General features: G+C 52.1%; 27 protein-coding genes, 1 tRNA gene and 2 pseudogenes. 18 read left to right on the plus strand and 12 right to left on the minus strand.

Annotated elements, in window-relative coordinates; translation table 11 throughout:
- The 4 genes from OEL57_RS04560 to hrcA form a co-directional block, all read right to left on the minus strand.
- Positions 1-437 (minus strand): DnaJ domain-containing protein (locus tag OEL57_RS04560; RefSeq protein WP_300737708.1); only part of this gene is annotated, 437 nt, incomplete at its 3' end.
- Between the two features lie 92 nt (positions 438-529).
- Complete coding sequence (dnaK, locus tag OEL57_RS04565; RefSeq protein WP_300737712.1) at positions 530-2,464, minus strand: molecular chaperone DnaK; 1,935 nt, start codon at positions 2,462-2,464, stop codon at positions 530-532.
- A gap of 86 nt (positions 2,465-2,550) precedes the next feature.
- Positions 2,551-3,096, minus strand: coding sequence for a nucleotide exchange factor GrpE (gene grpE / locus OEL57_RS04570; RefSeq protein WP_300737715.1), 546 nt, complete (start codon positions 3,094-3,096; stop codon positions 2,551-2,553).
- A 46-nt stretch (positions 3,097-3,142) separates the two neighbouring features.
- Entirely contained in the window at positions 3,143-4,177 is a 1,035-nt protein-coding gene (hrcA, locus tag OEL57_RS04575) for a heat-inducible transcriptional repressor HrcA (protein ID WP_300737718.1), read from the minus strand.
- Between the two features lie 234 nt (positions 4,178-4,411).
- Here hrcA and murI point away from each other — a divergent pair, with 234 nt between their 5' ends.
- The 4 genes from murI to OEL57_RS04595 all read left to right on the plus strand — a co-directional run bounded on the left by murI (position 4,412) and on the right by OEL57_RS04595 (position 6,566).
- Positions 4,412-5,239, plus strand: a complete 828-nt coding sequence (gene murI, locus OEL57_RS04580) for a glutamate racemase (RefSeq protein WP_300737721.1) — start codon at positions 4,412-4,414, stop codon at positions 5,237-5,239.
- Positions 5,239-5,835, plus strand: coding sequence for a GerMN domain-containing protein (locus tag OEL57_RS04585; protein WP_300737724.1), 597 nt, complete (start codon positions 5,239-5,241; stop codon positions 5,833-5,835). Before murI ends, OEL57_RS04585 begins: the two co-directional genes overlap by 1 nt.
- 12 nt (positions 5,836-5,847) lie before the next feature.
- Positions 5,848-6,390, plus strand: coding sequence for a hypothetical protein (locus OEL57_RS04590; protein WP_300737727.1), 543 nt, complete (start codon positions 5,848-5,850; stop codon positions 6,388-6,390).
- A gap of 101 nt (positions 6,391-6,491) precedes the next feature.
- Positions 6,492-6,566 (plus strand) — tRNA-Gly (locus OEL57_RS04595).
- 88 nt (positions 6,567-6,654) lie between these two features.
- Here OEL57_RS04595 and OEL57_RS04600 read toward each other — a convergent pair.
- The 7 genes from OEL57_RS04600 to OEL57_RS04630 form a co-directional block, all read right to left on the minus strand.
- Positions 6,655-7,995 (minus strand): site-specific integrase, encoded by a 1,341-nt coding sequence (locus OEL57_RS04600; RefSeq protein ID WP_300737730.1) that lies wholly within the window; start codon positions 7,993-7,995, stop codon positions 6,655-6,657.
- 69 nt (positions 7,996-8,064) lie between these two features.
- Entirely contained in the window at positions 8,065-8,352 is a 288-nt protein-coding gene (locus OEL57_RS04605) for a helix-turn-helix transcriptional regulator (protein WP_300737733.1), read from the minus strand.
- Complete coding sequence (locus tag OEL57_RS04610) at positions 8,342-8,815, minus strand: hypothetical protein (RefSeq protein WP_300737736.1); 474 nt, start codon at positions 8,813-8,815, stop codon at positions 8,342-8,344. Before OEL57_RS04610 ends, OEL57_RS04605 begins: the two co-directional genes overlap by 11 nt.
- Positions 8,812-9,873, minus strand: a complete 1,062-nt coding sequence (locus OEL57_RS04615) for a hypothetical protein (RefSeq protein WP_300737739.1) — start codon at positions 9,871-9,873, stop codon at positions 8,812-8,814. Before OEL57_RS04615 ends, OEL57_RS04610 begins: the two co-directional genes overlap by 4 nt.
- Complete coding sequence (locus OEL57_RS04620; protein ID WP_300737741.1) at positions 9,860-10,138, minus strand: hypothetical protein; 279 nt, start codon at positions 10,136-10,138, stop codon at positions 9,860-9,862. Before OEL57_RS04620 ends, OEL57_RS04615 begins: the two co-directional genes overlap by 14 nt.
- 2,262 nt (positions 10,139-12,400) lie before the next feature.
- Entirely contained in the window at positions 12,401-12,859 is a 459-nt protein-coding gene (locus tag OEL57_RS04625) for a JAB domain-containing protein (protein WP_349255191.1), read from the minus strand.
- 52 nt (positions 12,860-12,911) lie between these two features.
- On the minus strand, positions 12,912-13,163 hold the full coding sequence (locus OEL57_RS04630; RefSeq protein WP_300737744.1) for a hypothetical protein: 252 nt from the start codon (positions 13,161-13,163) through the stop codon (positions 12,912-12,914).
- Between the two features lie 477 nt (positions 13,164-13,640).
- Here OEL57_RS04630 and OEL57_RS04635 point away from each other — a divergent pair.
- The 14 genes and pseudogenes from OEL57_RS04635 to rnk form a co-directional block, all read left to right on the plus strand.
- Positions 13,641-14,018: pseudogene (locus tag OEL57_RS04635) on the plus strand (DUF6079 family protein); the annotation flags it as partial.
- Positions 14,019-14,087: 69 nt separating this feature from the next.
- Positions 14,088-14,438 carry an ArsR/SmtB family transcription factor gene (locus OEL57_RS04640; RefSeq protein ID WP_300737747.1) on the plus strand — a complete coding sequence of 117 codons (351 nt, stop codon included), beginning with the start codon at positions 14,088-14,090 and terminating at the stop codon, positions 14,436-14,438.
- Positions 14,439-14,462: 24 nt separating this feature from the next.
- Positions 14,463-14,783 carry a DsrE family protein gene (locus tag OEL57_RS04645; RefSeq protein ID WP_300737750.1) on the plus strand — a complete coding sequence of 107 codons (321 nt, stop codon included), beginning with the start codon at positions 14,463-14,465 and terminating at the stop codon, positions 14,781-14,783.
- 28 nt (positions 14,784-14,811) lie between these two features.
- Positions 14,812-15,771: a thioredoxin-disulfide reductase gene (gene trxB / locus OEL57_RS04650; RefSeq protein ID WP_300737753.1), complete on the plus strand. Its 960-nt coding sequence runs from the start codon at positions 14,812-14,814 to the stop codon at positions 15,769-15,771.
- Between the two features lie 74 nt (positions 15,772-15,845).
- A pseudogene (locus tag OEL57_RS17045) lies at positions 15,846-16,031 on the plus strand (Rdx family protein); the annotation flags it as partial.
- 18 nt (positions 16,032-16,049) lie between these two features.
- Positions 16,050-16,682, plus strand: coding sequence for a class I SAM-dependent methyltransferase (locus OEL57_RS04655; protein WP_300737756.1), 633 nt, complete (start codon positions 16,050-16,052; stop codon positions 16,680-16,682).
- Positions 16,679-16,993: a J domain-containing protein gene (locus OEL57_RS04660; RefSeq protein ID WP_300737759.1), complete on the plus strand. Its 315-nt coding sequence runs from the start codon at positions 16,679-16,681 to the stop codon at positions 16,991-16,993. Before OEL57_RS04655 ends, OEL57_RS04660 begins: the two co-directional genes overlap by 4 nt.
- A gap of 93 nt (positions 16,994-17,086) precedes the next feature.
- The gene (locus OEL57_RS04665; protein ID WP_300737762.1) at positions 17,087-17,707 is read left to right on the plus strand and encodes a TetR/AcrR family transcriptional regulator; all 621 of its coding nucleotides are present in this window, start codon (positions 17,087-17,089) and stop codon (positions 17,705-17,707) included.
- Complete coding sequence (locus tag OEL57_RS04670) at positions 17,691-18,884, plus strand: efflux RND transporter periplasmic adaptor subunit (protein WP_300737764.1); 1,194 nt, start codon at positions 17,691-17,693, stop codon at positions 18,882-18,884. The genes OEL57_RS04665 and OEL57_RS04670 overlap by 17 nt, the downstream gene beginning before the upstream one ends.
- Positions 18,881-20,083 carry an ABC transporter permease gene (locus OEL57_RS04675; RefSeq protein WP_300737767.1) on the plus strand — a complete coding sequence of 401 codons (1,203 nt, stop codon included), beginning with the start codon at positions 18,881-18,883 and terminating at the stop codon, positions 20,081-20,083. The genes OEL57_RS04670 and OEL57_RS04675 overlap by 4 nt, the downstream gene beginning before the upstream one ends.
- Entirely contained in the window at positions 20,076-20,786 is a 711-nt protein-coding gene (locus tag OEL57_RS04680) for an ABC transporter ATP-binding protein (protein WP_300737770.1), read from the plus strand. The genes OEL57_RS04675 and OEL57_RS04680 overlap by 8 nt, the downstream gene beginning before the upstream one ends.
- A gap of 87 nt (positions 20,787-20,873) precedes the next feature.
- Positions 20,874-21,308 carry a PAS domain-containing protein gene (locus tag OEL57_RS04685; RefSeq protein WP_300737772.1) on the plus strand — a complete coding sequence of 145 codons (435 nt, stop codon included), beginning with the start codon at positions 20,874-20,876 and terminating at the stop codon, positions 21,306-21,308.
- 286 nt (positions 21,309-21,594) lie between these two features.
- A complete protein-coding gene (locus tag OEL57_RS04690) occupies positions 21,595-22,356 on the plus strand; it encodes a rod shape-determining protein (RefSeq protein WP_300737777.1) in 762 nt (253 codons plus the stop codon).
- 51 nt (positions 22,357-22,407) lie between these two features.
- Positions 22,408-22,836: a nucleoside diphosphate kinase regulator gene (rnk, locus tag OEL57_RS04695; protein WP_300737780.1), complete on the plus strand. Its 429-nt coding sequence runs from the start codon at positions 22,408-22,410 to the stop codon at positions 22,834-22,836.
- Here the strand turns inward: rnk and OEL57_RS04700 are convergent.
- Positions 22,833-23,199 (minus strand): ATP-binding protein (locus OEL57_RS04700; RefSeq protein WP_300737783.1); only part of this gene is annotated, 367 nt, incomplete at its 5' end. The two genes, rnk and OEL57_RS04700, sit on opposite strands and share 4 nt — an antisense overlap.

Genomic DNA, 23,199 nt, shown 5'->3' on the forward strand with positions numbered 1-23,199 from the left:
ACATAGGGGATATCAATCTTCTTCTCACAGCCAAAGGCTGCCTCTTCAAAGGAGATCTCCATATTGTAGAGCAGATCATCGCCCCGCCGCCCCTGACTACGACGGCCAGTGCCACCGCCGAAAATGTCGCCAAAGATATCACCGAAGATATCGCCAAAGGGAGAACCCGCCCCGAATCCACCACCGGAGAAGCCGCCGCCATTGGACATTCCGGCATGGCCAAACTGGTCGTACTGGGCACGTTTCTGGCCGTCAGATAGCACTTCATAGGCCTCCGACGCCTCCTTAAACAGCTCCTCTGCCGCTTTATCACCAGGGTTTTTATCGGGATGATGCTGGATGGCTACCTTACGGAAGGCCTTTTTAATTTCAGTTTCCGAGGCGTTCTTATGAACGCCCAGTATTTCGTAATAGTCGCGTTTTTCGCCGTTTGCCACGCTTCATGTCCTTATCTAATTGAGAATACAGATGTAGGGGCGAGTCTAAAACCCGCCCCTACCATATAACCAGCAAATACTTTACGTATCGACTACTTCTTCACTTCCTCAAAGTCTGCATCAACGACTTTCTCATCCTTGGGCTTTGCGCTGCCTTCCTGGTGGCCGCCACTGCAATCTGCACCGCAGTCACTACCGCACGAATCCGCACCGGGCGCCTGCTGAGCTTGAGCGTACATCGCCTCTGCCAGCTTATGGGCAGCCTGGGCCAGCTCATCAGTAGCCTTTTTGATCACTTCTGCATCATCGCTGTCCATGACCTTTTTCAGATCAGCAATCTTGTTCTCAATATTACCTTTTTCAACGGCATCCACCTTGTCACCAACATCCTTCAGTGACTTTTCGGTGCTGTAGATCATGGAGTCAGCCTGGTTACGAGCCTCAATCGCCTCACGCTTTTTCTTGTCTTCTGCAGCATGGGACTCGGCATCCTTGACCATCTTGTCAATCTCGTCCTTGGAAAGACCGGATGAGGCGGTGATACGGATTGACTGTTCCTTACCGGTACCCAGATCCTTGGCAGAGACATGCACGATACCGTTGGCATCAATATTGAAGGTCACCTCAATCTGCGGTACGCCACTGAGTGCAGCGGGAATACCGGTCAGTTCAAAGTTACCCAGCGTCTTGTTATCACGGGCCATCTCGCGCTCACCCTGCAGGACATGGATCGACACGGCAGGCTGGTTATCGGCAGCCGTGGAGAAGGTCTGGGACTTGCGGCACGGGATAGTGGTGTTCTTTTCGATCAACCGGGTCAACACACCGCCCAGAGTCTCGATCCCCAATGAAAGCGGGGTAACATCCAGCAACAGCACATCCTTGACATCACCTTTGAGCACGCCGCCCTGGATACCGGCACCAATAGCAACAACCTCATCCGGGTTAACCCCTTTGTTAGGTACCTTGCCGAAGATCTCCTGTACCCGCTGCATAACAGCTGGCATACGGGTCATACCACCCACCAGGATAACTTCATCAATCTCGGATGCAGACAGACCAGCATCCTTCATGGCAGTACGGCAGGGGGCTTCCAGTTTGCGCAGCAGGTCATCGCAGAGCGACTCCAGCTTGGCACGGGACAGCTTCAGGTTAAGGTGCTTGGGACCACTGGCATCAGCCGTAATGAACGGCAGATTGATGTCGGTCTCCATGGAACCGGACAGCTCGCACTTGGCCTTTTCTGCTGCCTCTTTCAGACGCTGCAGGGCCATCTTGTCGCCACGCAGGTCAATGCCTTGATCTTTTTTGAACTCGTCGGCGATCCAGTCGATGATCTTCTGGTCAAAATCCTCGCCCCCCAGGAAGGTATCACCGTTGGTGGATTTCACCTCAAACACACCGTCACCCAGTTCAAGTACAGATACGTCAAAAGTACCGCCGCCCAGGTCAAACACGGCGATCTTTTCATCCTTTTTCTTATCCAGACCATAGGCCAGCGCAGCAGCAGTCGGCTCGTTGATAATCCGCAACACGTTCAGACCGGCGATCTTGCCGGCATCCTTGGTCGCCTGACGCTGGGAGTCATCAAAATAGGCCGGAACCGTAATAACCGCATCGGTCACGATCTCACCCAGATAGTCTTCAGCAGTTTTCTTCATCTTCTGCAGAATGATGGCCGAGATCTCCGGCGGAGAATATTTTTTATCCCGCACATCAACCCAGGCATCACCATTGTCTGCCTTGACGATCTTGAACGGGGAAATGGCGATATCCTTCTTAACCGCTTCGGTATCGAATTTACGGCCAATCAGCCGCTTGATAGCAAAAAGGGTGTTTTCCGGGTTGGTGACTGCCTGACGCTTGGCCTGCTGGCCAACAATTCGCTCACCTGCCTCGGTAAAGGCAACCATTGAAGGGGTGGTACGGCTGCCTTCAGAGTTGGCGATAACGATCGGCTCCCCGCCCTCCATGATTGCTACGCAGGAGTTGGTGGTTCCCAGGTCAATGCCGATAACTTTACTCATAACTGTAATTCTCCTTCCCAAAATGTCTTCTAATAGTCAACGTGGGTATTGGTTTTTAAAAAAACAAGGGGTAGCTGAAAATAAATCTAGGGATTCTTGGCAACCGACACCATGGATGGCCGTAGCAAGCGCTCTTTCAGCAGATAGCCCTTCTGGAACTCCTGCACAATAGTGTTAGCCGGATGCTCAGTTGTTTCAACTTGAGCCATGGCCTGGTGGAAGGCCGAGTCAAACAGCGTGCCGCAATTCCCATCCACGGCACAAACCCCGAACTTTTTCAGTGCTGTCTGCAGCAGGGTATGGGTCATCTTGACCCCCTCAACCAGGGCTGGCAGGCCATCTTCAGTGGCATGCTCAAGGGCGCGCTCAAGGTTGTCCAGTACCGGCAGCACTTCTTCCACCAGTGACTTGATACCGTAGTTCAGCAGCTCTTCCTTTTCACGGGAGGCACGCTTGCGATAGTTTTCCAGGTCAGCCCGCTCACGCAGCAACTTATCCCAGTTATCCTTTGCCTCCTGCTCTTTGGCTGCAAGTTGCTCCTGCAGTTGAGCAATCATCTGCTCAGGTGTAACCTCGCCAGCTTCAACCACCGGCTCCTGCTCTATCTGTGCATCAAGATTTTCTTTATCCATGATATCAAACTATCCTTTCAGAACAGCCTGCATCTAGCAGCGTTCATTATCGTTCTGTCAGCAAACGGCTGACCAGTTGTGCCGTATAATCAACTATGGGAATGACTGATGAATACCCCATCCGGGTCGGACCGATCACCCCCATCAGGCCGATGGTATTGACATCAGTCATATAGGTAGAAGTAATCAGACTCATGCCGGCTATCTCTTTTAAAGGGGTCTCTGAACCGATAAAGATCTGAACCCCCTGCGCCTGCATGCAGTTGCCAAGTAGTTGTACCAATCGGCCTTTTTCCTCAAAGGCCTGAAATATTTCACGCATCTTGGTTACATCACTAAATTCAGGTTGTTCAAAGATACGGGACTGACCGGTGATGTAGACCTCATCCTGTTCATCAGGCAATGCCTGCTGTGACAGGCTCAGCGCCTTGGTCATCATCTGGTCATAGTGGTTCTTTTCCAGCTCCATCTCAGCCAGAATCTTTTCCCGCACCTGACTGATGGACAGACCTTCAAGCGTGCTATTCAGGTAGTTAGACATCCTGACCAGATCTTCAGGCATAAAATCCTGCTCAACCTCAATGATCCGGTTCTGCACCGCACCGCTACAAGTGACCAGAATAGCCAAAATCCGCCGGGAGCCAAGCTTGACAAACTCAATCTGGCGAAACATACCGGAAGTGAAACGCGGCGCAACCACAATACCGGTGTAATTAGAAAGGCTTGAAAGGGTACGACTGGCCTCACGCAGCAGATCAGTCAGGTTACCGCCGGTTTCACGGCAACGCTTGAGGATCTCTTTTTTTTCTGTGTGAGTGATCGTCCGTAAACCGACCAGAGAATCAACATAAAAACGAAAACCCTTGTCGGTAGGAATCCGTCCGGCAGAGGTATGGGGCGATACCAACAAGCCCAATTCTTCAAGACTTGCCATAACATTACGCACCGTAGCCGAAGACAGGGGCAAGGCATGACGCCGGGCAACAGCACTGCTGCCAACCGGTTCAGCCGTGGCAATGTAATCCTCTACAATCGCCTCTAAAATCTGCCTGCTTCGTTGTGAGAGTGTCAGATCAACCATGACACATCCTTTACCCGTTTCTTGCGCCGCTGTCAGACACACTGACAATTTGTTAGCACTCTACAAACTTGAGTGCTAACACAGCACAAAGTAATCAGCAGCCCGTTATTTGTCAAGGTCATATTCAAACAAAAACGGGGCATGGTTCCAACCAGAAAACCAGCAAATGACTTGCCTGCCGGAAAGAAACGCTATATATATAATTGTTCAAATGAATACAGGAGGATGATCCCGGTGTCCTGGCAGGCAATCGGCATATTTGATTCCGGAGTAGGTGGCTTAACGGTCTTGCGGGAACTGACCAGAGCACTGCCTCAGGAAGACACTATCTACTTCGGTGATACGGCACGGGTTCCCTACGGCACCAAGTCGCCAGACACGGTTATCCGCTATTCTCAGGAAATCGCCTCATTTCTGATCAAACGGGACATCAAGCTATTGGTAGTTGCCTGCAACACCGCCTCTGCCGTAGCACTGCCAACCCTTCGACGCTCGCTACCGGTTCCGGTGGTAGGCGTGATCGAGCCCGGAGCAAAGCGTGCCGCAGAAGTAACCCGCAGCGGCGTTGTCGGGGTCATCGGCACCAGCGGCACCATCCGCAGCAGCGCCTACTCCCGGGCCATCAAGCGCCTGAATCCAGAGATCTCGGTACTTGCCAAGCCCTGCCCGCTCTTTGTACCCCTGGCAGAAGAAGGCTGGATCGATAATGATGTAACCATGATGACCGCCCGGCTCTACCTTGAAGAACTGCGAGCGGCACAGGTCGATACACTGGTATTGGGCTGCACCCACTACCCTTTGCTAAAAAAGATCATAGCCGAAGTCATGGGACCTGACGTCACTCTGGTGGACTCTGCCGAAGAAACTGCCCGCACCGTCGCGACCATCCTGCAGGAAAAAAACATGCTGCGCCCTCCGGCAGAACTGGGCAACCATCACTATTATGTCACCGATGTACCAGCTGGCTTTATACGGGTAGGCAATCGCTTCCTGGGTGGCAAGCTGGGGGATGTGTACCAGGTTTCACTTGATGACTGTCGGCTTAGCACGGAGAAAGACTGATGGCGATACACCACAAACAACGCATTGGCGCTGATGTTTTAGTACCCTTCATCCTGATTGCCCTGGTTTTTGGCGGACTGTTCTGGCAAAAATATCAGGAAGCTCGGCAGCTGCCAGACACACCACCTGGCAAGCAGGGAGCTGCTACAGTCCAAAAAATAACCCTCTTTTTTGGCGATACCGAATCCTGCTTAGTCAGGGAAGCACGTGAAATAGAAGCTTCTGGCGACAGAACCAGATGCCTCCGCTCAATCCTGGAAGAGCTTTTTGTCGGACCGGTAGGCGAACTAACCGCTGTTATTCCAGAATGGACCACAATCAACAACGTGAAAATCGAGAATAACCTCGCCACTGTTGACCTGGGTAAAGACTTTGCTGAAGCACTGGAGTCCGGCAGTTCGGCTGAAATGATGGCAGTCTACGCAATAGTCAACACGGTCTGCGTCAACATGCCGGAAATACAGCGGGTCAAGATCACTCTTGATGGCAACCAGGCAGCGCACCTGCGCCACCTGGACCTATCCGAGCCACTGGAACCTGATTATTCTCTGGAGCCTCCCGCACCTGCTGCCACGCCACAGCAGAAAAGAATGTAGAGGGATACCACCATGCTGCTGGGCTATAACCATAACATCAACTACAAAGGCTCTGTATTCCACATCCAGACCGAGGACAGCGGCGTTAAAAACCCTCATATCATCACCCTGCTGTATCGAGAAGGCGTTATCCTCTGTTCAAAAAAAACCAGTTACGCCGATATTCTCAGAATCGACAACCTGGAGGCCGTTGTAGAAGACCTGATGAAGGAACAACACAAAGACATGCTACGCCGCCTGAAAGTCGGTGAGTTTGATGACAAGGCCTTTGGCAGTTCACAGCCAGCAGAATCAAAACCTCTGGAGACAAAAGAAGAGAGTGCCGCTCCGGCTCATCCTGCACCAGCTCCAGCTTCTCCTACACCACCCCCAGCAGCCTCCCCCCCAGTAGATACGACAGAAACCACCACCGGCATTGGTCTGCTTTTCCAGGAAACCGTACAAACATCCTCAGGCACCCCAGTGCCCACAAAAACAGCCGAAGCATCAGCAAAAAAGCAGGATGCCGTCAGCCTGGATGATGCGATCCTTAATTTCTTTGGCGCATCAAAATAGCAACAACCAGATATTGGCAACTTTTTTCACGCACAGCGAGAAATATCGCAAAAAATTATTGACTCTGAACCCAACATTTGCTAAATAACTTTTCTCACCGCGCGGGAATAACTCAGTGGTAGAGTGCAACCTTGCCAAGGTTGAAGTCGCGAGTTCGAATCTCGTTTCCCGCTCCAAGCTAATTAAAGGGAATCCTTATGGATTCCCTTCTTTTTTGCCCCGGCTTTCACCAAAACTTTCACCAAACGGTACAGACACAGTCTTTCAGGCCGCCGTATAAGCTACTTGCGGCAGCTCCAATGCTGGTGGCAGATAGCCATACCCATTGGGCATCTGCTGCATCTGAATCATTTGAGGCATCCGCCCATTGGGAAACAGAAAGTCTTCTCCAAAGTAGGCCAGAATCTTCATGGCATCCTGCTCAAGCCCCTCGACATAGTTGCCGTACACCTCGAACACCATCTTTTTATCTCGGTGCCCCATCAGACTGACCAGCCTGAGCATATCGATCCTGATAGTCAGTGCCCAGGCGGCAAAACTGTGACGCATACAGTAGGGGACCTTGTACGGCAGGCCTGCCTTGATAAACGCCTTTTTCCAGATGTTGTTAGAAAAGTTGGCAGCACCAAAGTTCTGGCCGGTTGGCTTGGTAAGGAGATAGTCCCCTTTGGATCGGCTCATTACTTCATCAAGCCTTTGACGGATTGCCTTGGTGATTGGAATCTTGCGGGTGCGGTACTTGGTTTTGCCCTTTTGCTTCTCCACCTTCCTGACAATAGTGTTTTGAACAAGAATGTGGTTGTCCTTGATATCACTTTTCCGTAATCCGGCTATCTCGGAGCTGATCATACCGGTCATAATCATGATTTCGACAATCGGCTGATACCAGGGGTCAATATGTTCCAACAGATGAACCCAATCGTCAAAGCGGAACACTTCCCGCTCTTTTTCCTCTGAATCAGGCAGGTCATGGGCTCTGATGTTGCCTAACGGGTCAGGCAGCACCCAGCGGAATTCTTCGCAAGCATCCCGCCAGATGGCCCGCATCGGGATGAAAATACCCTTGATCCGTTTCTTGGACAGAGGCTGCCCTTTTTGTGGCCCTTTTTTCAACTTCATTTTGGCAATGAACTGTTTCACCACTGGCCCGGAGATCTGATAGAAAGTCAAATCCCTGAAGAACGGCAACAGCCAGCCATCAATTGAACACTGCCAGTCAACCATCTTTGCGGTAAAGCGTGGGTTGGCCCGCACCCTTACCAGCCACTGCTGAACGTAGTCACCAAAGAGAATATCTTTGGGTTCCGGCTGAAACTCCCAACCTTCCAGTTTGGCAAACAGTGCCTTCTCTTCGTTCGGTGCTGAGGGAAAAGCTTCAGCAAAAACAAATTTACCTACCCCGATTTTTTCCATCTGCCGGTCAAGCCATGTTCTAACCTGCCGCTGATTCTCAGGTGTATCATCCAATCCGGTAGATTTTTCAATACGCCGGTTAAAATAGTAGAACAGTACATACAGTTTTTTGCTGCCTGGCTTGCGGATTACCGCACCCTCATGTTTGTCCATATTGTCAAAGATCTTAATCTTGGCGTTTTTGTTGCGCATATATCCTCCGATGCGCATCCTACCCGCCGACCAAATGTCCGCAGGCAGGATACCACACCTGGCTGAAAATTAGTACTCCAAGTTGATGCTTGGTTTCTTCTTGTTGGCCGATTTTGTTGAGTTTATCTGCCTGGAGACTAAAAGCAATTTGTCTCCATCCACACAGATTGTTACTGTCCGTTCCAAAAGGCACTGGACCAGCTCATCAGACCACACAAACCGCAACACTCGGCCGATTTTGAAATAATGTTGGCCTGGGACCAGAATTCCTTTACCAAGCCAGTCGAACAGAGTTGACCGGCCAATTTTCAGGCGCTCGGCAAACTCTTCGGGGGTGAGAAGTTCATTATTGTTCATCAAGTGACACCTCATGTTTACGGAAATCACCTAATGCCCGTCGAGCTTCCAAAAGAAATCCCAACACCCCCTCTGCATCCTGTTTCCAGCCATCCGTCGTGTTACGCCATGTTGGCTGCCGGAACTTCGGTTTATCCAAGTTTTTCTGATCCGGCACTACTGCGAGCATCGAAAAGCGATACAGTGTCTTAATCAGCAGAGGTTCCGGCAGCTGAAGATATTTACCAATACGCCTGAAATGCCGTGTCTCGATCCAGATGGCCTGGAACGTGTAACACTTGTACGATGAGAACTGCCAGCCGTTGCCAGACAGGTACCAGACCGGCAACAGCAGTGGTATTGCCCCCAACAGCCAGTAAAGAGATGAACCTGTTTCATCCTCTAACGTTTGCAGGGCATAGCAGAACAAGGCCAAAATTCTGAAATCAGACGCAACAAGATCTTTTCTGTGCAGTGATTTCATGACAAGGCCTCCCGGTATGGTGAAAAGAACTTGATATAGGTCTTTTCATCAATAGCATGGGCATCCCAGAAAAAACTTGGCTGTTTGAAGTAAAGCCCTGAATCGACTACGTCAAGCCAACGGTTGATCAGCAGGTTTGGCAGCACTTTGGCATTTGGGTTGACACGTCCAAGGTTTTGCATCTGGTTTGTCAGCCACAGCTTCTGTTCTTTTATCTGGTGCAACCCGGTTCTTGCAAACTTGGCCTGCTGAACAAAATCCTCTATGCGGTTGGTAATGGCTGCAATTTTGTAATCTTGGTCGGCTGCTGCTGCATTGATCCGTTTGACATGCTCGTGGAACGCAGCAATGCATGAATCTGCAATCTTGATCTCCAGATGCTGGCCGCCGTGGTGTTTAACGGAGCGTAATGAGTACCCAAGAAAATCCAACGGTTCATTCCTCAAATCAATGGAACCTTCAAACGGACTACGTTCCAACCTGAGAAACTGATTGCCGTAACGGAGTTCAAATCCCTGCCGTTCTGGCAGCATGATGAGCGGATCAAACAGCTGGTGCGCCAAACAATCCTTCAATGCTGTACCACCAGAATGGCGGCGGTACAGGTCCAGCACAACCGCCACCATGTCGTAGTCTCTAACACCAACTGCCTCCAGGCTGGCAGCCAGCTTGTCCGGGTGGTAGCTACGGTCAACCTCACGCACGGCGGCATGCACTCTGCCAATCTTGCTGCCGGTATTGCGACGGATAAAGGACAGTACATGCCCGATGTGCCAGTCGAGTTTGCACGACATCTGCTGACGCTGAAGAACCGGTGCCAGCACAAGCAGTGCCAGATAAACCTGCATCACCAGCGTCTGTACTAGCGCGCTGGACTTGTAGAAATACTGCGTGGTCAGTTTCTCAGCGATAGTGTTGAATGAGGCTCTATCAAGATATTTTGACAGATCTCCATTACCAAAGTGCTGGTACGCCGCAATGACAGCCTGCGCACGGCGTAACAGGTAGTAGTCATTCTGCTTCGCAGTGGCTTCACTTGATGGTTTAATCGTTGCCATCTTCCAGCTCCTCCATCAGACCATCAAGTGGTGAGACCCGCTTTGGTGCAGCTCCTGCTGCAGCATTTTGTTCGCGCTGCAGCAGTTCACGGTTTACCTGCTCCAGTTGCGTTTTGAGCCAGCGCTCAAAGTCGTTACTGAAATCAATGGTCAGCCCCAGTTTTTCAGCTTTCTGCAGGCACTGCTGGTGCAATCCGTGCTGTTCGCGTGAAATGCTGAATTGCATACGAAATCTACGTTTTTTCTTGTCTACGATAACGGCCATTGGGCCTCCTTTCGGAGGGCGTGATGGTTTTCCGCTGGCTGGTTGCTGTCGGTACGGCGCAGCCTCCAGCCGATCAGGTGGGGATACAGCATAGAAAGGAAGTTCTCAGCCGAGTATTACGGACGCATTCAACAGAAAGGCCACTGTCGCATCTACGACAATGGCCCGTTGGTGTTGAATGGTAGATTGAATTGTCTCACTGGTTACACGATCCCCTGCACATACGGATACCATTAGCAGACCAGACTCAAACACTGGTCGTACTACTGCCGCGTATGCTGCAAAGGCCGTGAAACAGGAGACATGCGGGTGGTCCGGTCGCTGCCAATGCGATGCGGAACCGTCCTTGCTTCTGCCGCCATCACGGCAGTTGACACGCTGTCATTGGTCACATCCCTGATGTGCTCAGATGGATCAGGGATGAAGGGGGAGCGACCCCCGAATTGACTGACACGGTTCTGTCCAACCGGTCAGCCTAAATTTTCTTCATTCAGTTTCTGGAGCAGTCCGCTGAATTGCTTGCTGGCAAAAGTCTTGCTGTTGCCGTCTCTCATTCTCCGGGCCTGAACAACCCCACCTTGGTGGCGGAATCGCCCTATATGTTTTCCCATATATCTCGTTTTTAAAACTTGTCAAATACTTTTTTTGAAAAAAACATCACCATTCCGGACAACTTTAAGAGTTTGCCTCTCAGCTGCCGCTAAAATGGCGGTAGCCGCGCCTCCAGCAGGGAGGCGTGATCATTTCACATAATACAAAGTATTATCAAGCGCTTGCGCTTGTATGTTTGGAGTGGGTATTTTAGACAGAATTCGCCGCCCAGCGGCGCACTTTTTGGGGTATACTCATCCCATCTTCGCCCCGCATCGAGCCCTTGTGCTCACCCTCCGCTTCTGTATCGGGCTCTTATGCCCAACCATCCGCTGTGCGGTCTGGTAGAACAGAGCGACGATTCCCAGCCTCCAGCCTAGCGCTGTTGATATAAATCCCGCTGATTGTTGCTGCCATCCAAGCACAAACCAGTACTGTCCGAAGTCAATGTCATGATCAGCCCAGCCAGTTGATTAAGGAAAGACCGCCAGTCTTTCCGGTAGTACAGCATTGAATAAGGGCAAGGCATGGGAGCCGTATGCGATCGAAAGACGCACGTACGGTTCTGAGACCAGTACAGGGGAGCAAGTCATTCTATATAATGGTGCTGCCAACACCATGAATGATGCGTGACCATGTATTGAGTCTACGATTGCGGATGGTTTGCAATCCACGTGAGTGGTGCGCCTGGATAGGGGTACACGTAACCTGCGAGAGCAGGACCGGGGCTATGCAGCAATGCAAAATACCGGTGTCGGAACGGACGGTTTCAGGGGGCTAAGTTGGTGACAGTTGGCAGCTGTCACATCTATTGGCTATCGATGACTCCCTTGGGATTAGAGCAGTCCGTTTAAAGCGGTGATAACCGCAACCGGCAGGTTGAAATTGGTGAGCGAAAGCGAAGCTTCATTTTAACGTTATGCGGCGGATGAAAAGTAGGAGGAGCCATGACACTCCGTACTCCGAAATTCACGTTCAGTGGAGAAGTCCACCATCTTCCGCATGGCACAGAAGCCACCTTATTTCAACTCAAGTAAAACGTGTGTGGGGTAACAGCCCACGTCGGCGGTCTGACCGAAAGGTCAAGAGCTGACATCCTGAATCGGGGAAGTAACCTGGGGTTCCTTGGCGGGAATCCTTGGACTCGGAGGTCTCGTAGTAATCCCCCCGCAAGGGGCAACGCCTGCGTCCGAATCTGTGTTAACAGCACAGAGCACCTGACACCCGTGGCTGGGGAGAGGGGTAAGCGAAGGACAGGCGGGTCGGGAACAAAACCGGCCGGACGAAGGGGGCTACATGCCGTTGTCTGTTTGGCTTGGATGTCTGTAGTTTGTATATGCAGAAACAGTCGTAACCAGATGTGCACAGGGTAGTATGGGCTACGAAGTTTTACCCGGACTATCCAAGGATGTAACCCAGCTGCGGGGGTTCCGCAGCAATTCAGTGGGTGCCGGCGTTGATCGTGGCACAAGCGGCGTCGGGGGGATGTGTGAATGTTATTTATTTCTCACTACCCCTCCGGCGCCGCTTTTTTATTGGGGATGTGGTAAAAAGGCTGGAGAGAATCATTATCTGCCTGTCAATTTCATCTATACCGAATGCCGCCAAGCATAGCGCAGGCGGCCGATTTTTTCCGGGAGCCGCCGTAAGACGACTCCCGGTTGCGAAGTATTACAAAAGTCCTGATTCGGTGAATGACAAATAGTTGCCGGTGTCGGTGGCGACGATGACGTGATCCAGAACTTTAATTCCCAGCAACTCCCCGGCCTCCTGCAGACGACGGGTAATTTCTCGATCCTCACGGCTGGGTGCCGTGTCGCCGCTGGGGTGGTTGTGGGCCAGAATCACAGCAGCGGCGTTGGCCAGAATGGCGGCCTTGAAGGTTTCGCGGGGATGGACAATTGACTGATTCAAACTGCCCTCTGATACAACATGTAGGCCAGTGATTCGGTTTTTGCCGTCCAGCATCAGAGTGACAAAATATTCTCGATCCGGGTCGCCGATAATCTCACAGAATGCTTTTGCTGCCTGCTCTGGTGCGGTTAACCTTTCCGCATTGTAAAGGTAGTGGCGTTCTTTGACCATTTGCACGTTGATAACGTCGATTGACTTCTTGGCTTCGCGTGTCATGACTATATCCTCCATCGGCGGGGTGGCTTCCCCATGCCGGTTGTTGTCTGTATTAGTGGGCCTTGGTGGTATGGGCGACGATATGTACAACGTGTTCGCCTGTTTCCTTGCTGGCATGATGGTGATGATATTTTTCCAGCAGATTTCCGATCAGCATATAAATTCCCAGTGCTGCCTGACCGTGGCTGATTAGTTGCCAAACAATGACAAGCGACAGAATAAACAGTGTGGCTGACCCAGCTTTTGCAACGGTTGCGGATGCGGTGATGACTGATACAAATTGATTGAGATTGATTAATTTCATTAGTGGTTTCCCCCTTCTTGCTCTTTAGATTCCTGAACCCTCTGGCTCTCGGTGTCTGCGGTATTCGGTTGTGAAAGATCTGGGTGTTTCCTTTTGCTCTTTGAGTTCCATCACCCTCACCTGAACTGGGGTGATGGGAATCAACAGAGCGGGAAACACCCGCACAACCGGATACCTAAGAACGTGGGGTAAGGCGCCGCGCCGGTGAGACCTGAAACCAAATGACAAAGGGCAAAGCCCGGTCTGCGGAAGAAGGGAAAAACGAAGTGTTAAAAATATGGGGGGAACCGGCTGCACAAGCGCAGCGCGGAAGCTGGGGGGAACCGGATTATTATTTCAATTCAGGAGAAGATTGGCGTGCAGGTTGAGGGGTGAAAGCGGAAGCAAGCTGATGGTGATGTCGGCTCTGACAATACTCAAGAAAACCGTCGAGTAACAAGCCAAGATCCGCGACTACCTGATGCCCTTTCCAAATACTATGGCGGGCTCAATGAGCGCATGGACGAGTTCGTCCGGCTCTTCCCGGTGCATCCCGATTACATCGACACCTTCGAGCGGGTCACCGTGGTGGAAAAGCGTGAGGTGCTCAAGACCCTGTCCATGGGCATGAAAGGTATTCTCGGCAAGGACTTGCCGCATGACGAACCCGGCCTGATCGCCTTCGAAAGCTACTGGAACACGCTCAAACAGAACGCTTCCTTCCGAGCCATTCCCGAGATCCGGGCGGTCATTGATTGTAGCCAGGTGCTGGAATCCCGCATTGAGAACGCTATAACCCTCAAGCAATACAAGCCGATGGCGCTGCGACTGATCCACGCGCTATCCGTCCACCGCCTCACCCACCTCAAGCAGTAGAAAATCAGTAGTTGACTCAAAATTAGCTTATTGATATTAGAATATGCGAATATTATTTAAGGGGTTGTCATGCCAGCAGTTATAGAAAATTATTGGGTCACTATCCTTAAAGCCCTCGGCCATCCTACCCGCCTGCAGATTGTCATTGAGCTTCTCAAGGGCACTAAATGCGTAACTGATATCCATGACATTCTGCCAGCCTCTCAGGCAAATATCTCCCAGCACCTTACGGTACTACGCAATGCCCGGATCGTTGATTTTGCACAGGACGGTTCCCAACGTTGCTATTACGTCTGCCGTCCAGAACTGGTTGAAGGAGTATTGGAGCTGTTACGCAATGAGCAGCCGGAGAGCAAAGCGAAAAAAGTCCAATGCTGCCTGCGCAAACCTGAAAACGCAGACGGTCACCAAGCGGTTTGATAAACCGAATCAAGGAGGACACAGATGAAGCTTGCGGTAATTATCACGCAGTCAAACGCAGAACAGGTTTTTACAGCTCTACGGTTTGCTAACTTCGCACGGGGCAAGAATGATGAAGTGACGGTTTTTTTAACCGCAGAAGGGGTTGAGGCTGTACGTCTTGACGATCCTCGTTTTGATGTCAAGGGACAAGCAACCAGCTTTGTTCAGCAGGGCGGTACGATTCTCGGTTGTGGTTCCTGTTTGAAATTACGTGATCTGGCTGGCAGTGACATCTGTACTGTCTCTACCATGCAGGGGCTATATGATCTGACTGTAACAGCTGACAAGGTCGTTACCTTCTAGTTAAAATCTAGTTGAAAGGAATATGTTGATGAGTACAACAGAGCATCACCGCTTGATTATCCTCGGTTCCGGCCCCGCCGGTTACACTGCCGCCGTTTACGCAGCACGAGCAAACCTTAATCCGGTACTGATTGCCGGTCTTCAGCCTGGTGGTCAGCTAACCACCACCACTGAGGTTGACAACTGGCCCGGTGACCATGCTGGAGTTGAAGGACCGGACCTGATGGAGCGGATGCGCCAGCATGCCGAGCGGTTTGAGACTCGGATTATCTACGACCAGATTGTAGAAGCCAACCTACAGGAACGCCCTTTTGTACTCAAGGGGGACAGCTCCACCTATACCTGTGATGCCCTGATCATCGCCACTGGCGCATCAGCCCAATATCTGGGGCTGCCTTCTGAGGAAGCCTTCAAGGGAAAAGGGGTGTCAGCCTGCGCCACCTGTGACGGATTCTTCTACCGCAATCTACCGGTAGCTGTAATTGGCGGCGGCAATACCGCCGTCGAAGAAGCACTCTATCTGGCCAACATCGCCTCCCATGTCACTCTCGTTCACCGCCGTGATCAGCTTCGATCTGAAAAAATCCTCTCAGACAAGATTAAGGCAAAGGTTGCTGAAGGCAAGGTTACTATTGAGTGGTTCCATGTACTGGATGAGGTGTTGGGGGATGATAAAGGTGTCACCGGCATGCGGATCAAGGATGTCCGTAACGGCTCCGCCAAAGAGATCAGTCTGGAGGGGGTCTTCATCGCCATCGGTCATTCACCCAACACGGCTATCTTTGAAGGACAACTTGAGATGCAGGACGGCTACCTTAAAACCAAAGGCGGCTCAGAAGGCTTTGCCACCCAGACAAGCATCCCCGGTGTGTTTGCAGCCGGAGATGTGCAGGATCATATCTACCGTCAGGCCATCACCTCAGCAGGCACCGGCTGCATGGCCGCGCTGGATGCTGAACGCTATCTTGATGGTTTACAACACCAATAACCACCACAGGAAAGGAGTAGTACCAGATGAAGGTCAAGATTCAGTATTGTGCATCTTGAGGGCATCAGCCCCGAGCAGCGAGTCTCGCTGCTGAACTGAAGGAGCAGCTGAAAACTGCTGACGTAGCAATTGAAGTAGGGCCACAAAAGAGCGAGTTTGCCGTTTTTGTGGATGAGGTGCAGGTGTTTTCAAGGCTGGAACAGCGCCGTTTTCCTGAAACTGACGAACTGGCCGAGATCTGTAGTAAAATCGCTCAGTAGTACACACGGGAGCCATGTATGCAGTCAAGCGATAAAGCAGCACGCTACTTGAAATCCTGCGAGAGCACGTTCTGGGAAAAGGTCTTTACAGCCGAGTTGGACTACCTTCTGCAACAGCTCAAGACAGACGATGAAATCCTGAGTGTGGGCTGCGGCCCGGCAATTATGGAAAGCAGTCTGGCCAGCAAGGGATTCATGGTTGTCGGGTTGGATGTTTCCCGTGAAGCTCTGGCCTGTGCCGGTGACGCTATCAGGGCCGTGGCTGCATCGGCTGAAGAAATGCCGTTTCCCGATGCCTCATTTGATGTGGTGCTCTACATCGCTTCATTACAATTTATAGATGACTACCGGAAGTCACTTGAACGGACCGCTCAGGTACTCAGGCCGGGTGGCAGGATGATTGCCATGCTGCTTAACCCGGCCTCGCAGTTCTTCAAAACCCGCTATGACACCACGGATTCATATGTTCGCAAACTGAAGCACACAGACCTCCAAGCTATCGAACAGAGCGCCTCAGTCTGGTTGCAAACAGAAGGCGACTATTTTCTCGGAATTGATGGTGAGGAGCTTTTCCCGTGTACTGATCCTGATAAAGCAGCCTTGTACATTCTCAAGGGGGTAAAACGCCACGAGCCGGTTGCCATGTCATGACCTATCCAGAGTTACAAGCTGCCCTCTATGTTTTTGGATTCCATGAGAATGATCTGCTAACCATCAAGCGGATCAAACAGCGCCACCGTAACCTGGTCAGGAAGGCACACCCGGATTTACACGCTGGTGTTGATACAGAGCGGATACGCACGCTGAATGAAGCAGCTAAAACCATCATGGATTACGTCCAGTCCTACCGTTTCGCTTTCACGCAAGAAGAGTTTTATCGTCAGGCTCCTGATGAACACCTGAAACGTCAATACTCGTGGGATCCAATCTGGTCCGGGGCTGGCGAGATAGAAGAGAAATAAGTTTGATTTAAGACACTCCATAATACTGCTTGACAGCAGGAAGCTTACCCCATAAAGTGAGTAATCAATTACTTACTTTATGGGGTATAAGAAATGATGCAAACCGCTAAAAACCTCCCCGCAGACAAGAGAAGAGCTGCTACCGTTCAGGCGGTCGTAACATTGGCTGCTGAAAAGAATCCAAACGATATCAGTACGTCTGCCATTGCAGCCGTGATGGGACTGACCCAAGGAGCACTGTTCCGTCACTTTCTCAACAAAGATCTGATGTGGCAATCTGTTATGGAGTGGGTTGCTGACTGCCTGCTGTCAAGGGTGGATAATGTGATCCGTTCAGCACAATCTCCACTGGCGGCGCTTGAGGCTGTCTTTATGACCCATATGGATTTTGTAACCTCCCACCCTGGAGTTCCGCGTATCTTATTGATGGAGTTGCAGCGCGGTGAGGTGACGCCAGCCAAGCAGATGGCCCAGACATTACTTAAGAACTATGAAGAACGTATCTGCCAGTTGATTGAAACCGGAAAGGCATCTGGTGAGCTGAACCGGCACATTTCAACAGCCTCTGCTGCCACACTTTTCGTTGGAACCATCCAGGGGCTGGTGTTGCGGTCAATCCTTGCTGACACACCTTCAAAAGCAATGCTGGAGGCAGCAGGGGTTTTTAGCGTGTACCGCCGTGGAATAGAGGAACACCATGCAACGTCTGTCTAGTACCTACCGTAACGTTCTGCTTGCAATTCTTGCGCTACTAACCCTGGCACTCTTCATTTACGTTGTCATTCGTTCAGGCCCACTGGCTCCTGTGCAGATAACCGTCACAACAGTCCAGAACAAACAGCTCCATCCGCAACTATTCGGCATCGGCACTGTTGAAGCCCGCTACAGCTTCCGGATCGGGCCGGTTAGTGCCGGACGGATCAAGCGTGTAGCCGTTCAGGTGGGGGATACCGTTCAGTCTGGCCAGATCGTCGCTGAAATTGACCCGGTTGATCTGGATACGCGAATAACCGGACAGCTTGCAGCCGTGCAAAAAGCTGAAGCATCATTGCAGGCCTCGGAAGCTCAACTGCGCGAGGCAGCAGCGCGAGATCGTTATGCGCAACTGCAGACGACCCGCTATGCCGATCTCATATCAGATGGAGCGGTCAGTAAAGAAACGGCAGACAGCAAACTGCAGGACGCTCAGATTACCCGGTCAGCACGCGCTGCAAGTCAGGCAAACCTGCGTGCAGCCGCACAAGAGCTGTCGCGGATCAGGTCTGACCTGAAAAGCCTGAAAGAGCAGCGGGGTAATCTGGTTTTGCGGTCGCCTGCGTCCGGGCTTGTGACGTTGCGCGAGGCTGAGCCGGGCACAACGGTTGTTTCCGGACAAACCGTAATTGAGATTATTGATCCCGCAACAATCTGGCTGAATGTACGCTTTAACCAGGCAGAAGTCGGCACCCTCAAGGCCGGGCAATCAGCTCGCATCAGCTTGCGTTCAAGGGCGGATCAGCCGTTTAAGGGTACCCTGACACGGATTGAACCCAAAGCCGATTCAGTAACCGAAGAAACGCTGGCCAAGGTTTCCTTTGAGGCCTTGCCGACGCAGGTTCCTGCTGTGGGTGAAATGGTTGAAGTAATCATTACCCTGCCAGACCTCCCGGCTGCTCCGGTTGTTCCAAACAGCGCTATCCATCGCTATGACAACAAGACTGGCGTCTGGCTGCTGAACGGGGGGAAGCTGCATTTCGCACCGGCCCGGTTTGGTGGAAAAGACCTTGATGGCCTGGTGCAGATAGTTGAAGGAGTAAAGGCAGGTGAGCAGGTGGTTGTCTACAGCCGTCAGTCCCTGAACCAGAAGACACGGGTACGGGTTGTCAAACAACTTTCCGGTGCGCCCAAATGATTAACCTTGCCTGGCGAGACATCCGCCACGCCTGGAGCAAGTTTCTGTTTACCGGTGCAGGCCTGGGACTTCTGATTGGTGCGACCATGACCATGGCCGGAGTCTATCGCGGTATGGTTGATGATGCCAAGGTGTTGCTGGATAATAGTGGCTCTGACCTGTGGGTGGTGCAGCAGGGCACGCTGGGGCCGTATGCAGAGCCATCCAGCCTGTATGATGATACCTGGCGCAGCATCAGAACCGTACCGGGTGTTGAGCGGGCGGCAAACGCCACGTACCTGACCATGCAGGTTCGTAAAGGGAACGCAGATGTCCGTGCCATGGTGGTCGGAACATCGACTGTCAGCTATGGAGATCCCGGACAGCCGGGTTATCTGGTTGCCGGTCGTCAGATAACCAGAGGTCACTATGAGGCGGTGGCCGACATGGCGACACGTTTCAGCCTCGGTGATTCGATTCAGATCCGCCGCAAACAGTACACCGTTGTCGGGTTGACCCGTCGGATGGTTTCTTCAAGCGGAGATCCGATGGTGTTCATTCCGCTTAAGGATGCTCAGGAGGCGCAGTTCCTCAAAGATAATGACGCAATCCTGCAGCAGCGCCGGCGTACTGCCCTTAATCCGGCCTTCAACCCGCCAGGCCAGCCGAAGCTTCTGGATGCTGTCATCTCCTCGCAGAGTACGAATCCCTACGTCAACGCAGTGCTGGTGCAACTGAAACCGGGACAAAACCATGGGAAGGTTGCAGACGAGATCAAACGCTGGAAACATTTGCAGGTGTATACCAGGGCAGAGATGGAGCAGATTCTGATCGGCAAGCTGATCGCCACCTCTGCCAGACAGATCGGTATGTTTATGGTGATCCTTATGGTGGTCAGCGCTGCAATAGTCGCTTTTATCATCTACACGCTTACCATGGGTAAAATCAGGGAAATTGCGGTGCTTAAGTTGATCGGCACCCGGAACAAAACGATTGTGGCCATGATCCTGCAGCAGGCGCTGGGGCTCGGTTTGATCGGATTTATTGCAGGCAAGCTGGTCGCAACCTTGTGGGCGCCAATCTTCCCGAAATATGTGCTGCTTGAGCCTGGTGATGCTCTGCGCGGACTGCTGGCGGTGATTGTCATCTGTTCCTTGTCAAGTGTTATAGCGATCAGGGCTGCGCTCAAGGTTGATCCAGCGGAGGCGATCGGTGGCTGAGAATACTGGGATACGGATTACTGATCTGCGTAAACAGTACGGGAGCGGCGAATCGGTTGTTGAGGCACTGAAAGGGGTGGATCTGCAGGTGGTGCCCGGTGAGGTTGTAGGGCTGATCGGGCCTTCCGGATCAGGCAAAAGCACCTTGCTCAAGTGCCTTGGCGCCGTGATAGAGCCAACTTCAGGGCAAATGGCATTGCGAAGTGAGTTGATCTATGACGGGTCATGGCTGGTTTCTGATCTGCGTGCCTTACGGCGTGACAAGATCGGCTTTGTCTTTCAGGCCCCCTATCTGATTCCCTTTCTGGATGTGATTGACAACATTGCCCTGGTACCGATGTTGGCCGGGGTATCGAACACTGAATCGCGCAATCGGGCGATGGAACTCCTTGAAGCTCTGGACGTCGGGCATCGTGCCAAGGCTTTCCCTTCACAACTCTCCGGCGGTGAACAGCAGCGGGTTTCAATAGCACGGGCGCTGGTCAACAGGCCTCCGGTTGTGCTGGCTGATGAACCAACGGCCCCCCTTGATAGCGAACGGGCCCTTTCTGTCATCCGCATGCTCAACCAGATGGCGGTACAGTATCAAGCTGCGGTGATCGTCGTGACCCATGACGAGAAGATAATTCCAACCTTCAAACGGATCTACCGGATTCGTGACGGAAGAACCGTAGAAGAGGCGGGTGAAGGAAGGCTGTGCTGATATGAAAAACGGCGGCGTCAGACCGGGGAGGTCTGTCTGCCTTGCCATACTGCAATGCCTTGACCATGAACATGAAAGGAATACAAGATGGAAACTCTTTTAAAACTTCTGGAGCAAACCGTTGCACAATCAGCAGACGCGATTCTGATCGCTGACGGTGAAGGGATCATCCGTTACTGGAACACCGGAGCAGAAAAGATGCTGGGTTACAGCGCCAGTGACGCAGTTGGTCAGTCACTTGATCTTTTTATCCCGGAGAAACTGCGAGGGCGTCATTGGGAGGGGTATCATCGGGTGATGGCCAGCGGCGAGACCAAATACAAAACCGGCCTGCTTACCTCCCCCGGCATCCGCAAGGACGGTAGCCAGGTTTCACTGGAATTCAGCATGGTACTGTTGAAGGATGAGCAGGGTGTCATGCTGGGTTGCGCCTCAATTATGCGGGATGTGACCGAGCGCTGGCTGAAGGAAAAAGAGCTGAAACAACGGCTGGCGAAGTGTGAAGCGGCATCGCACGAGTAATGTGCGATATAAGGCACAATAATCCGGTAGGTGCTGGATATCGACGGACAGATTTGACTCTTCTGTGGGGCTGTGCTAGATTCCACAAAAATCAAGATCAAGGACAGTAGCTATGCAATCCCACTCCTTCAAAACCCAAAACGTGCAACTACAGATAAAGCTGCAGCGCAGTCGGCTGCAGGCTGTGCATGGTGCGGAGGGGACTACCTAGGCCTTTATAACATCTGTACACCTGCAGCCCCCGCCGGTTCTAGCCAGTGGGGGCTTTTTTTATTGGATGATGCTTATGGATAATACTCGACTGCAGCTCTGGAACTGGCGGCAACAGGTTGCTCTGGATTTGGGAACTGCAACCATACGGATTGCTGCCGGCCGGGGAGCGGTGTTCGAGCGCTCTTCCTGCCTGGGAGAACGGGAGGGGCTGCGAGGCGGTGTCATAGTTGATCAGACAATGGTCGTTCAACTACTCAAACCGCTCCTGGACCGGACTCGACTGTTCGGCATCGTTAAGCCATGCGTCCTGGCCTGTGCGCCCAGTGACGTCAACCGGATCGAACGAGCACGGCTGACCCAGGCGGTACTGGATGCCGGTGCCGCGTTGGTTTACGTCATACCTGAGCCGCTTGCCGCCGCAGTGGGGGCCGGCCTGGATGTCTCCTCCTCCTACGCCCAGGTGGTGGTTGATATCGGTGCCGGCGTTACTGATTGCGCCCTGATCCGGATGAGCAGGATACAGGCCACGGCTGCAGTCAGGATCGGCTGCAGTCAACTGCAGCAGGACGCTGCAAGGCCACAGTTTGCTCGGGAAAGGGTCGCCGGACTGCTGGAGGGGTTTCTGCACAATCTCTCGCCTGAAATCGGCTGCGAGGCAATAGAAAGTGGCATCTGTCTCACCGGAGGCGGAGCACTGATACCCGGTCTACCTGCGTTTCTGGAAGCGCGTACCGGTATCACGGTTACACCGGCGGCAACTCCCTGCTACTGCGTAGTGGAGGGAGCCCGCGCCATCCTGCCGGTGGTGGTCATGTTGAATCTATGGAACGAATGACACCTGACAACCATTCTAAGGCTGCATCAACACCATAATGAGGAGCAAGCAATGAAAAGAAGTAGCGTACCCCGACAGATTTACATCACCAATTTCGACCTGCAGCGCCTTGAAGGGCTTGTTGATGCAGCAGCAGCCGGATCAACACGTGACAGCAGGAACATCGAGCAACTTGAGCAGGAGCTATTGAAGGCTGAAGTGGTCGATCCTGCGGGAATACCGCCTGATGTGGTCACCATGAACTCAAAGGTCTGTCTGAAAGATCTGGATACGGGGGAAGAGCTGGAGTACACCTTGGTCTTTCCTGGTGATGCGAATCTGGAAGCAGGCAAGATATCGATCCTTGCGCCGGTAGGCACCGCTTTGATCGGCTACCGTAGCGGTGACCGTATCAGCTGGACCGTGCCCGGCGGTATCAGAAAGTTAAAAATAATCAAAGTTCTCTATCAGCCGGAGGCAGCCGGAGATTATCACCTCTAATCCGTAGTTCTCCTGAGGGGCATGAAAATCAGTACGCAAGTTCCCTGCTGTAACCGACTTGAAACCTGCAACGTACCGCCGTGGGCCTCAATGATTTTTTTCGCGATCGGCACACCAAAGCCGGTACCCTCGTTTTTGGTGGTGAAAGTGAGGGTAAAGAGATGTTCAAGGGTATCTGCATCCATGCCGCTTCCCTGATCATTGATGGTGATCTCCAGCGTTTCGTCATGCGCTGCACACGAGATTGTCACTAGCATGCCTGGTGCAGATGCATCCAGCGCATTATCAATGAGATTGACAAGCGCACGTTCAAGCTGAAAATAGTCAGCAGAACAGATAACAGGTTTGTCCGGGAGACGCACT

The sequence above is a fragment of the Trichlorobacter sp. genome (genome assembly GCF_030247655.1).
Lineage (GTDB): Bacteria > Desulfobacterota > Desulfuromonadia > Geobacterales > Pseudopelobacteraceae > Trichlorobacter.

Excerpts from the sequence above, each read along its gene's own strand:
- OEL57_RS04615 (WP_300737739.1), bottom strand. The coding sequence starts at position 9,873 with ATGGCAACGATTAAACCATCAAGTGAAGCCACTGCGAAGCAGAATGAC.
- OEL57_RS04605 (WP_300737733.1), bottom strand. The coding sequence starts at position 8,352 with ATGAACAATAATGAACTTCTCACCCCCGAAGAGTTTGCCGAGCGCCTG.
- OEL57_RS04620 (WP_300737741.1), bottom strand. The coding sequence starts at position 10,138 with ATGGCCGTTATCGTAGACAAGAAAAAACGTAGATTTCGTATGCAATTC.
- OEL57_RS04590 (WP_300737727.1), top strand. The coding sequence starts at position 5,848 with ATGCTGCTGGGCTATAACCATAACATCAACTACAAAGGCTCTGTATTC.
- OEL57_RS04640 (WP_300737747.1), top strand. The coding sequence starts at position 14,088 with ATGCCAGCAGTTATAGAAAATTATTGGGTCACTATCCTTAAAGCCCTC.
- hrcA (WP_300737718.1), bottom strand. The coding sequence starts at position 4,177 with ATGGTTGATCTGACACTCTCACAACGAAGCAGGCAGATTTTAGAGGCG.
- grpE (WP_300737715.1), bottom strand. The coding sequence starts at position 3,096 with ATGGATAAAGAAAATCTTGATGCACAGATAGAGCAGGAGCCGGTGGTT.
- OEL57_RS04610 (WP_300737736.1), bottom strand. The coding sequence starts at position 8,815 with ATGAAATCACTGCACAGAAAAGATCTTGTTGCGTCTGATTTCAGAATT.
- OEL57_RS04645 (WP_300737750.1), top strand. The coding sequence starts at position 14,463 with ATGAAGCTTGCGGTAATTATCACGCAGTCAAACGCAGAACAGGTTTTT.
- OEL57_RS04600 (WP_300737730.1), bottom strand. The coding sequence starts at position 7,995 with ATGCGCAACAAAAACGCCAAGATTAAGATCTTTGACAATATGGACAAA.
- OEL57_RS04585 (WP_300737724.1), top strand. The coding sequence starts at position 5,239 with ATGGCGATACACCACAAACAACGCATTGGCGCTGATGTTTTAGTACCC.
- OEL57_RS04690 (WP_300737777.1), top strand. The coding sequence starts at position 21,595 with ATGGATAATACTCGACTGCAGCTCTGGAACTGGCGGCAACAGGTTGCT.
- OEL57_RS04655 (WP_300737756.1), top strand. The coding sequence starts at position 16,050 with ATGCAGTCAAGCGATAAAGCAGCACGCTACTTGAAATCCTGCGAGAGC.
- OEL57_RS04670 (WP_300737764.1), top strand. The coding sequence starts at position 17,691 with ATGCAACGTCTGTCTAGTACCTACCGTAACGTTCTGCTTGCAATTCTT.
- OEL57_RS04660 (WP_300737759.1), top strand. The coding sequence starts at position 16,679 with ATGACCTATCCAGAGTTACAAGCTGCCCTCTATGTTTTTGGATTCCAT.
- OEL57_RS04625 (WP_349255191.1), bottom strand. The coding sequence starts at position 12,859 with ATGACACGCGAAGCCAAGAAGTCAATCGACGTTATCAACGTGCAAATG.
- OEL57_RS04665 (WP_300737762.1), top strand. The coding sequence starts at position 17,087 with ATGATGCAAACCGCTAAAAACCTCCCCGCAGACAAGAGAAGAGCTGCT.
- rnk (WP_300737780.1), top strand. The coding sequence starts at position 22,408 with ATGAAAAGAAGTAGCGTACCCCGACAGATTTACATCACCAATTTCGAC.
- dnaK (WP_300737712.1), bottom strand. The coding sequence starts at position 2,464 with ATGAGTAAAGTTATCGGCATTGACCTGGGAACCACCAACTCCTGCGTA.
- OEL57_RS04685 (WP_300737772.1), top strand. The coding sequence starts at position 20,874 with ATGGAAACTCTTTTAAAACTTCTGGAGCAAACCGTTGCACAATCAGCA.
- OEL57_RS04630 (WP_300737744.1), bottom strand. The coding sequence starts at position 13,163 with ATGAAATTAATCAATCTCAATCAATTTGTATCAGTCATCACCGCATCC.
- trxB (WP_300737753.1), top strand. The coding sequence starts at position 14,812 with ATGAGTACAACAGAGCATCACCGCTTGATTATCCTCGGTTCCGGCCCC.
- OEL57_RS04675 (WP_300737767.1), top strand. The coding sequence starts at position 18,881 with ATGATTAACCTTGCCTGGCGAGACATCCGCCACGCCTGGAGCAAGTTT.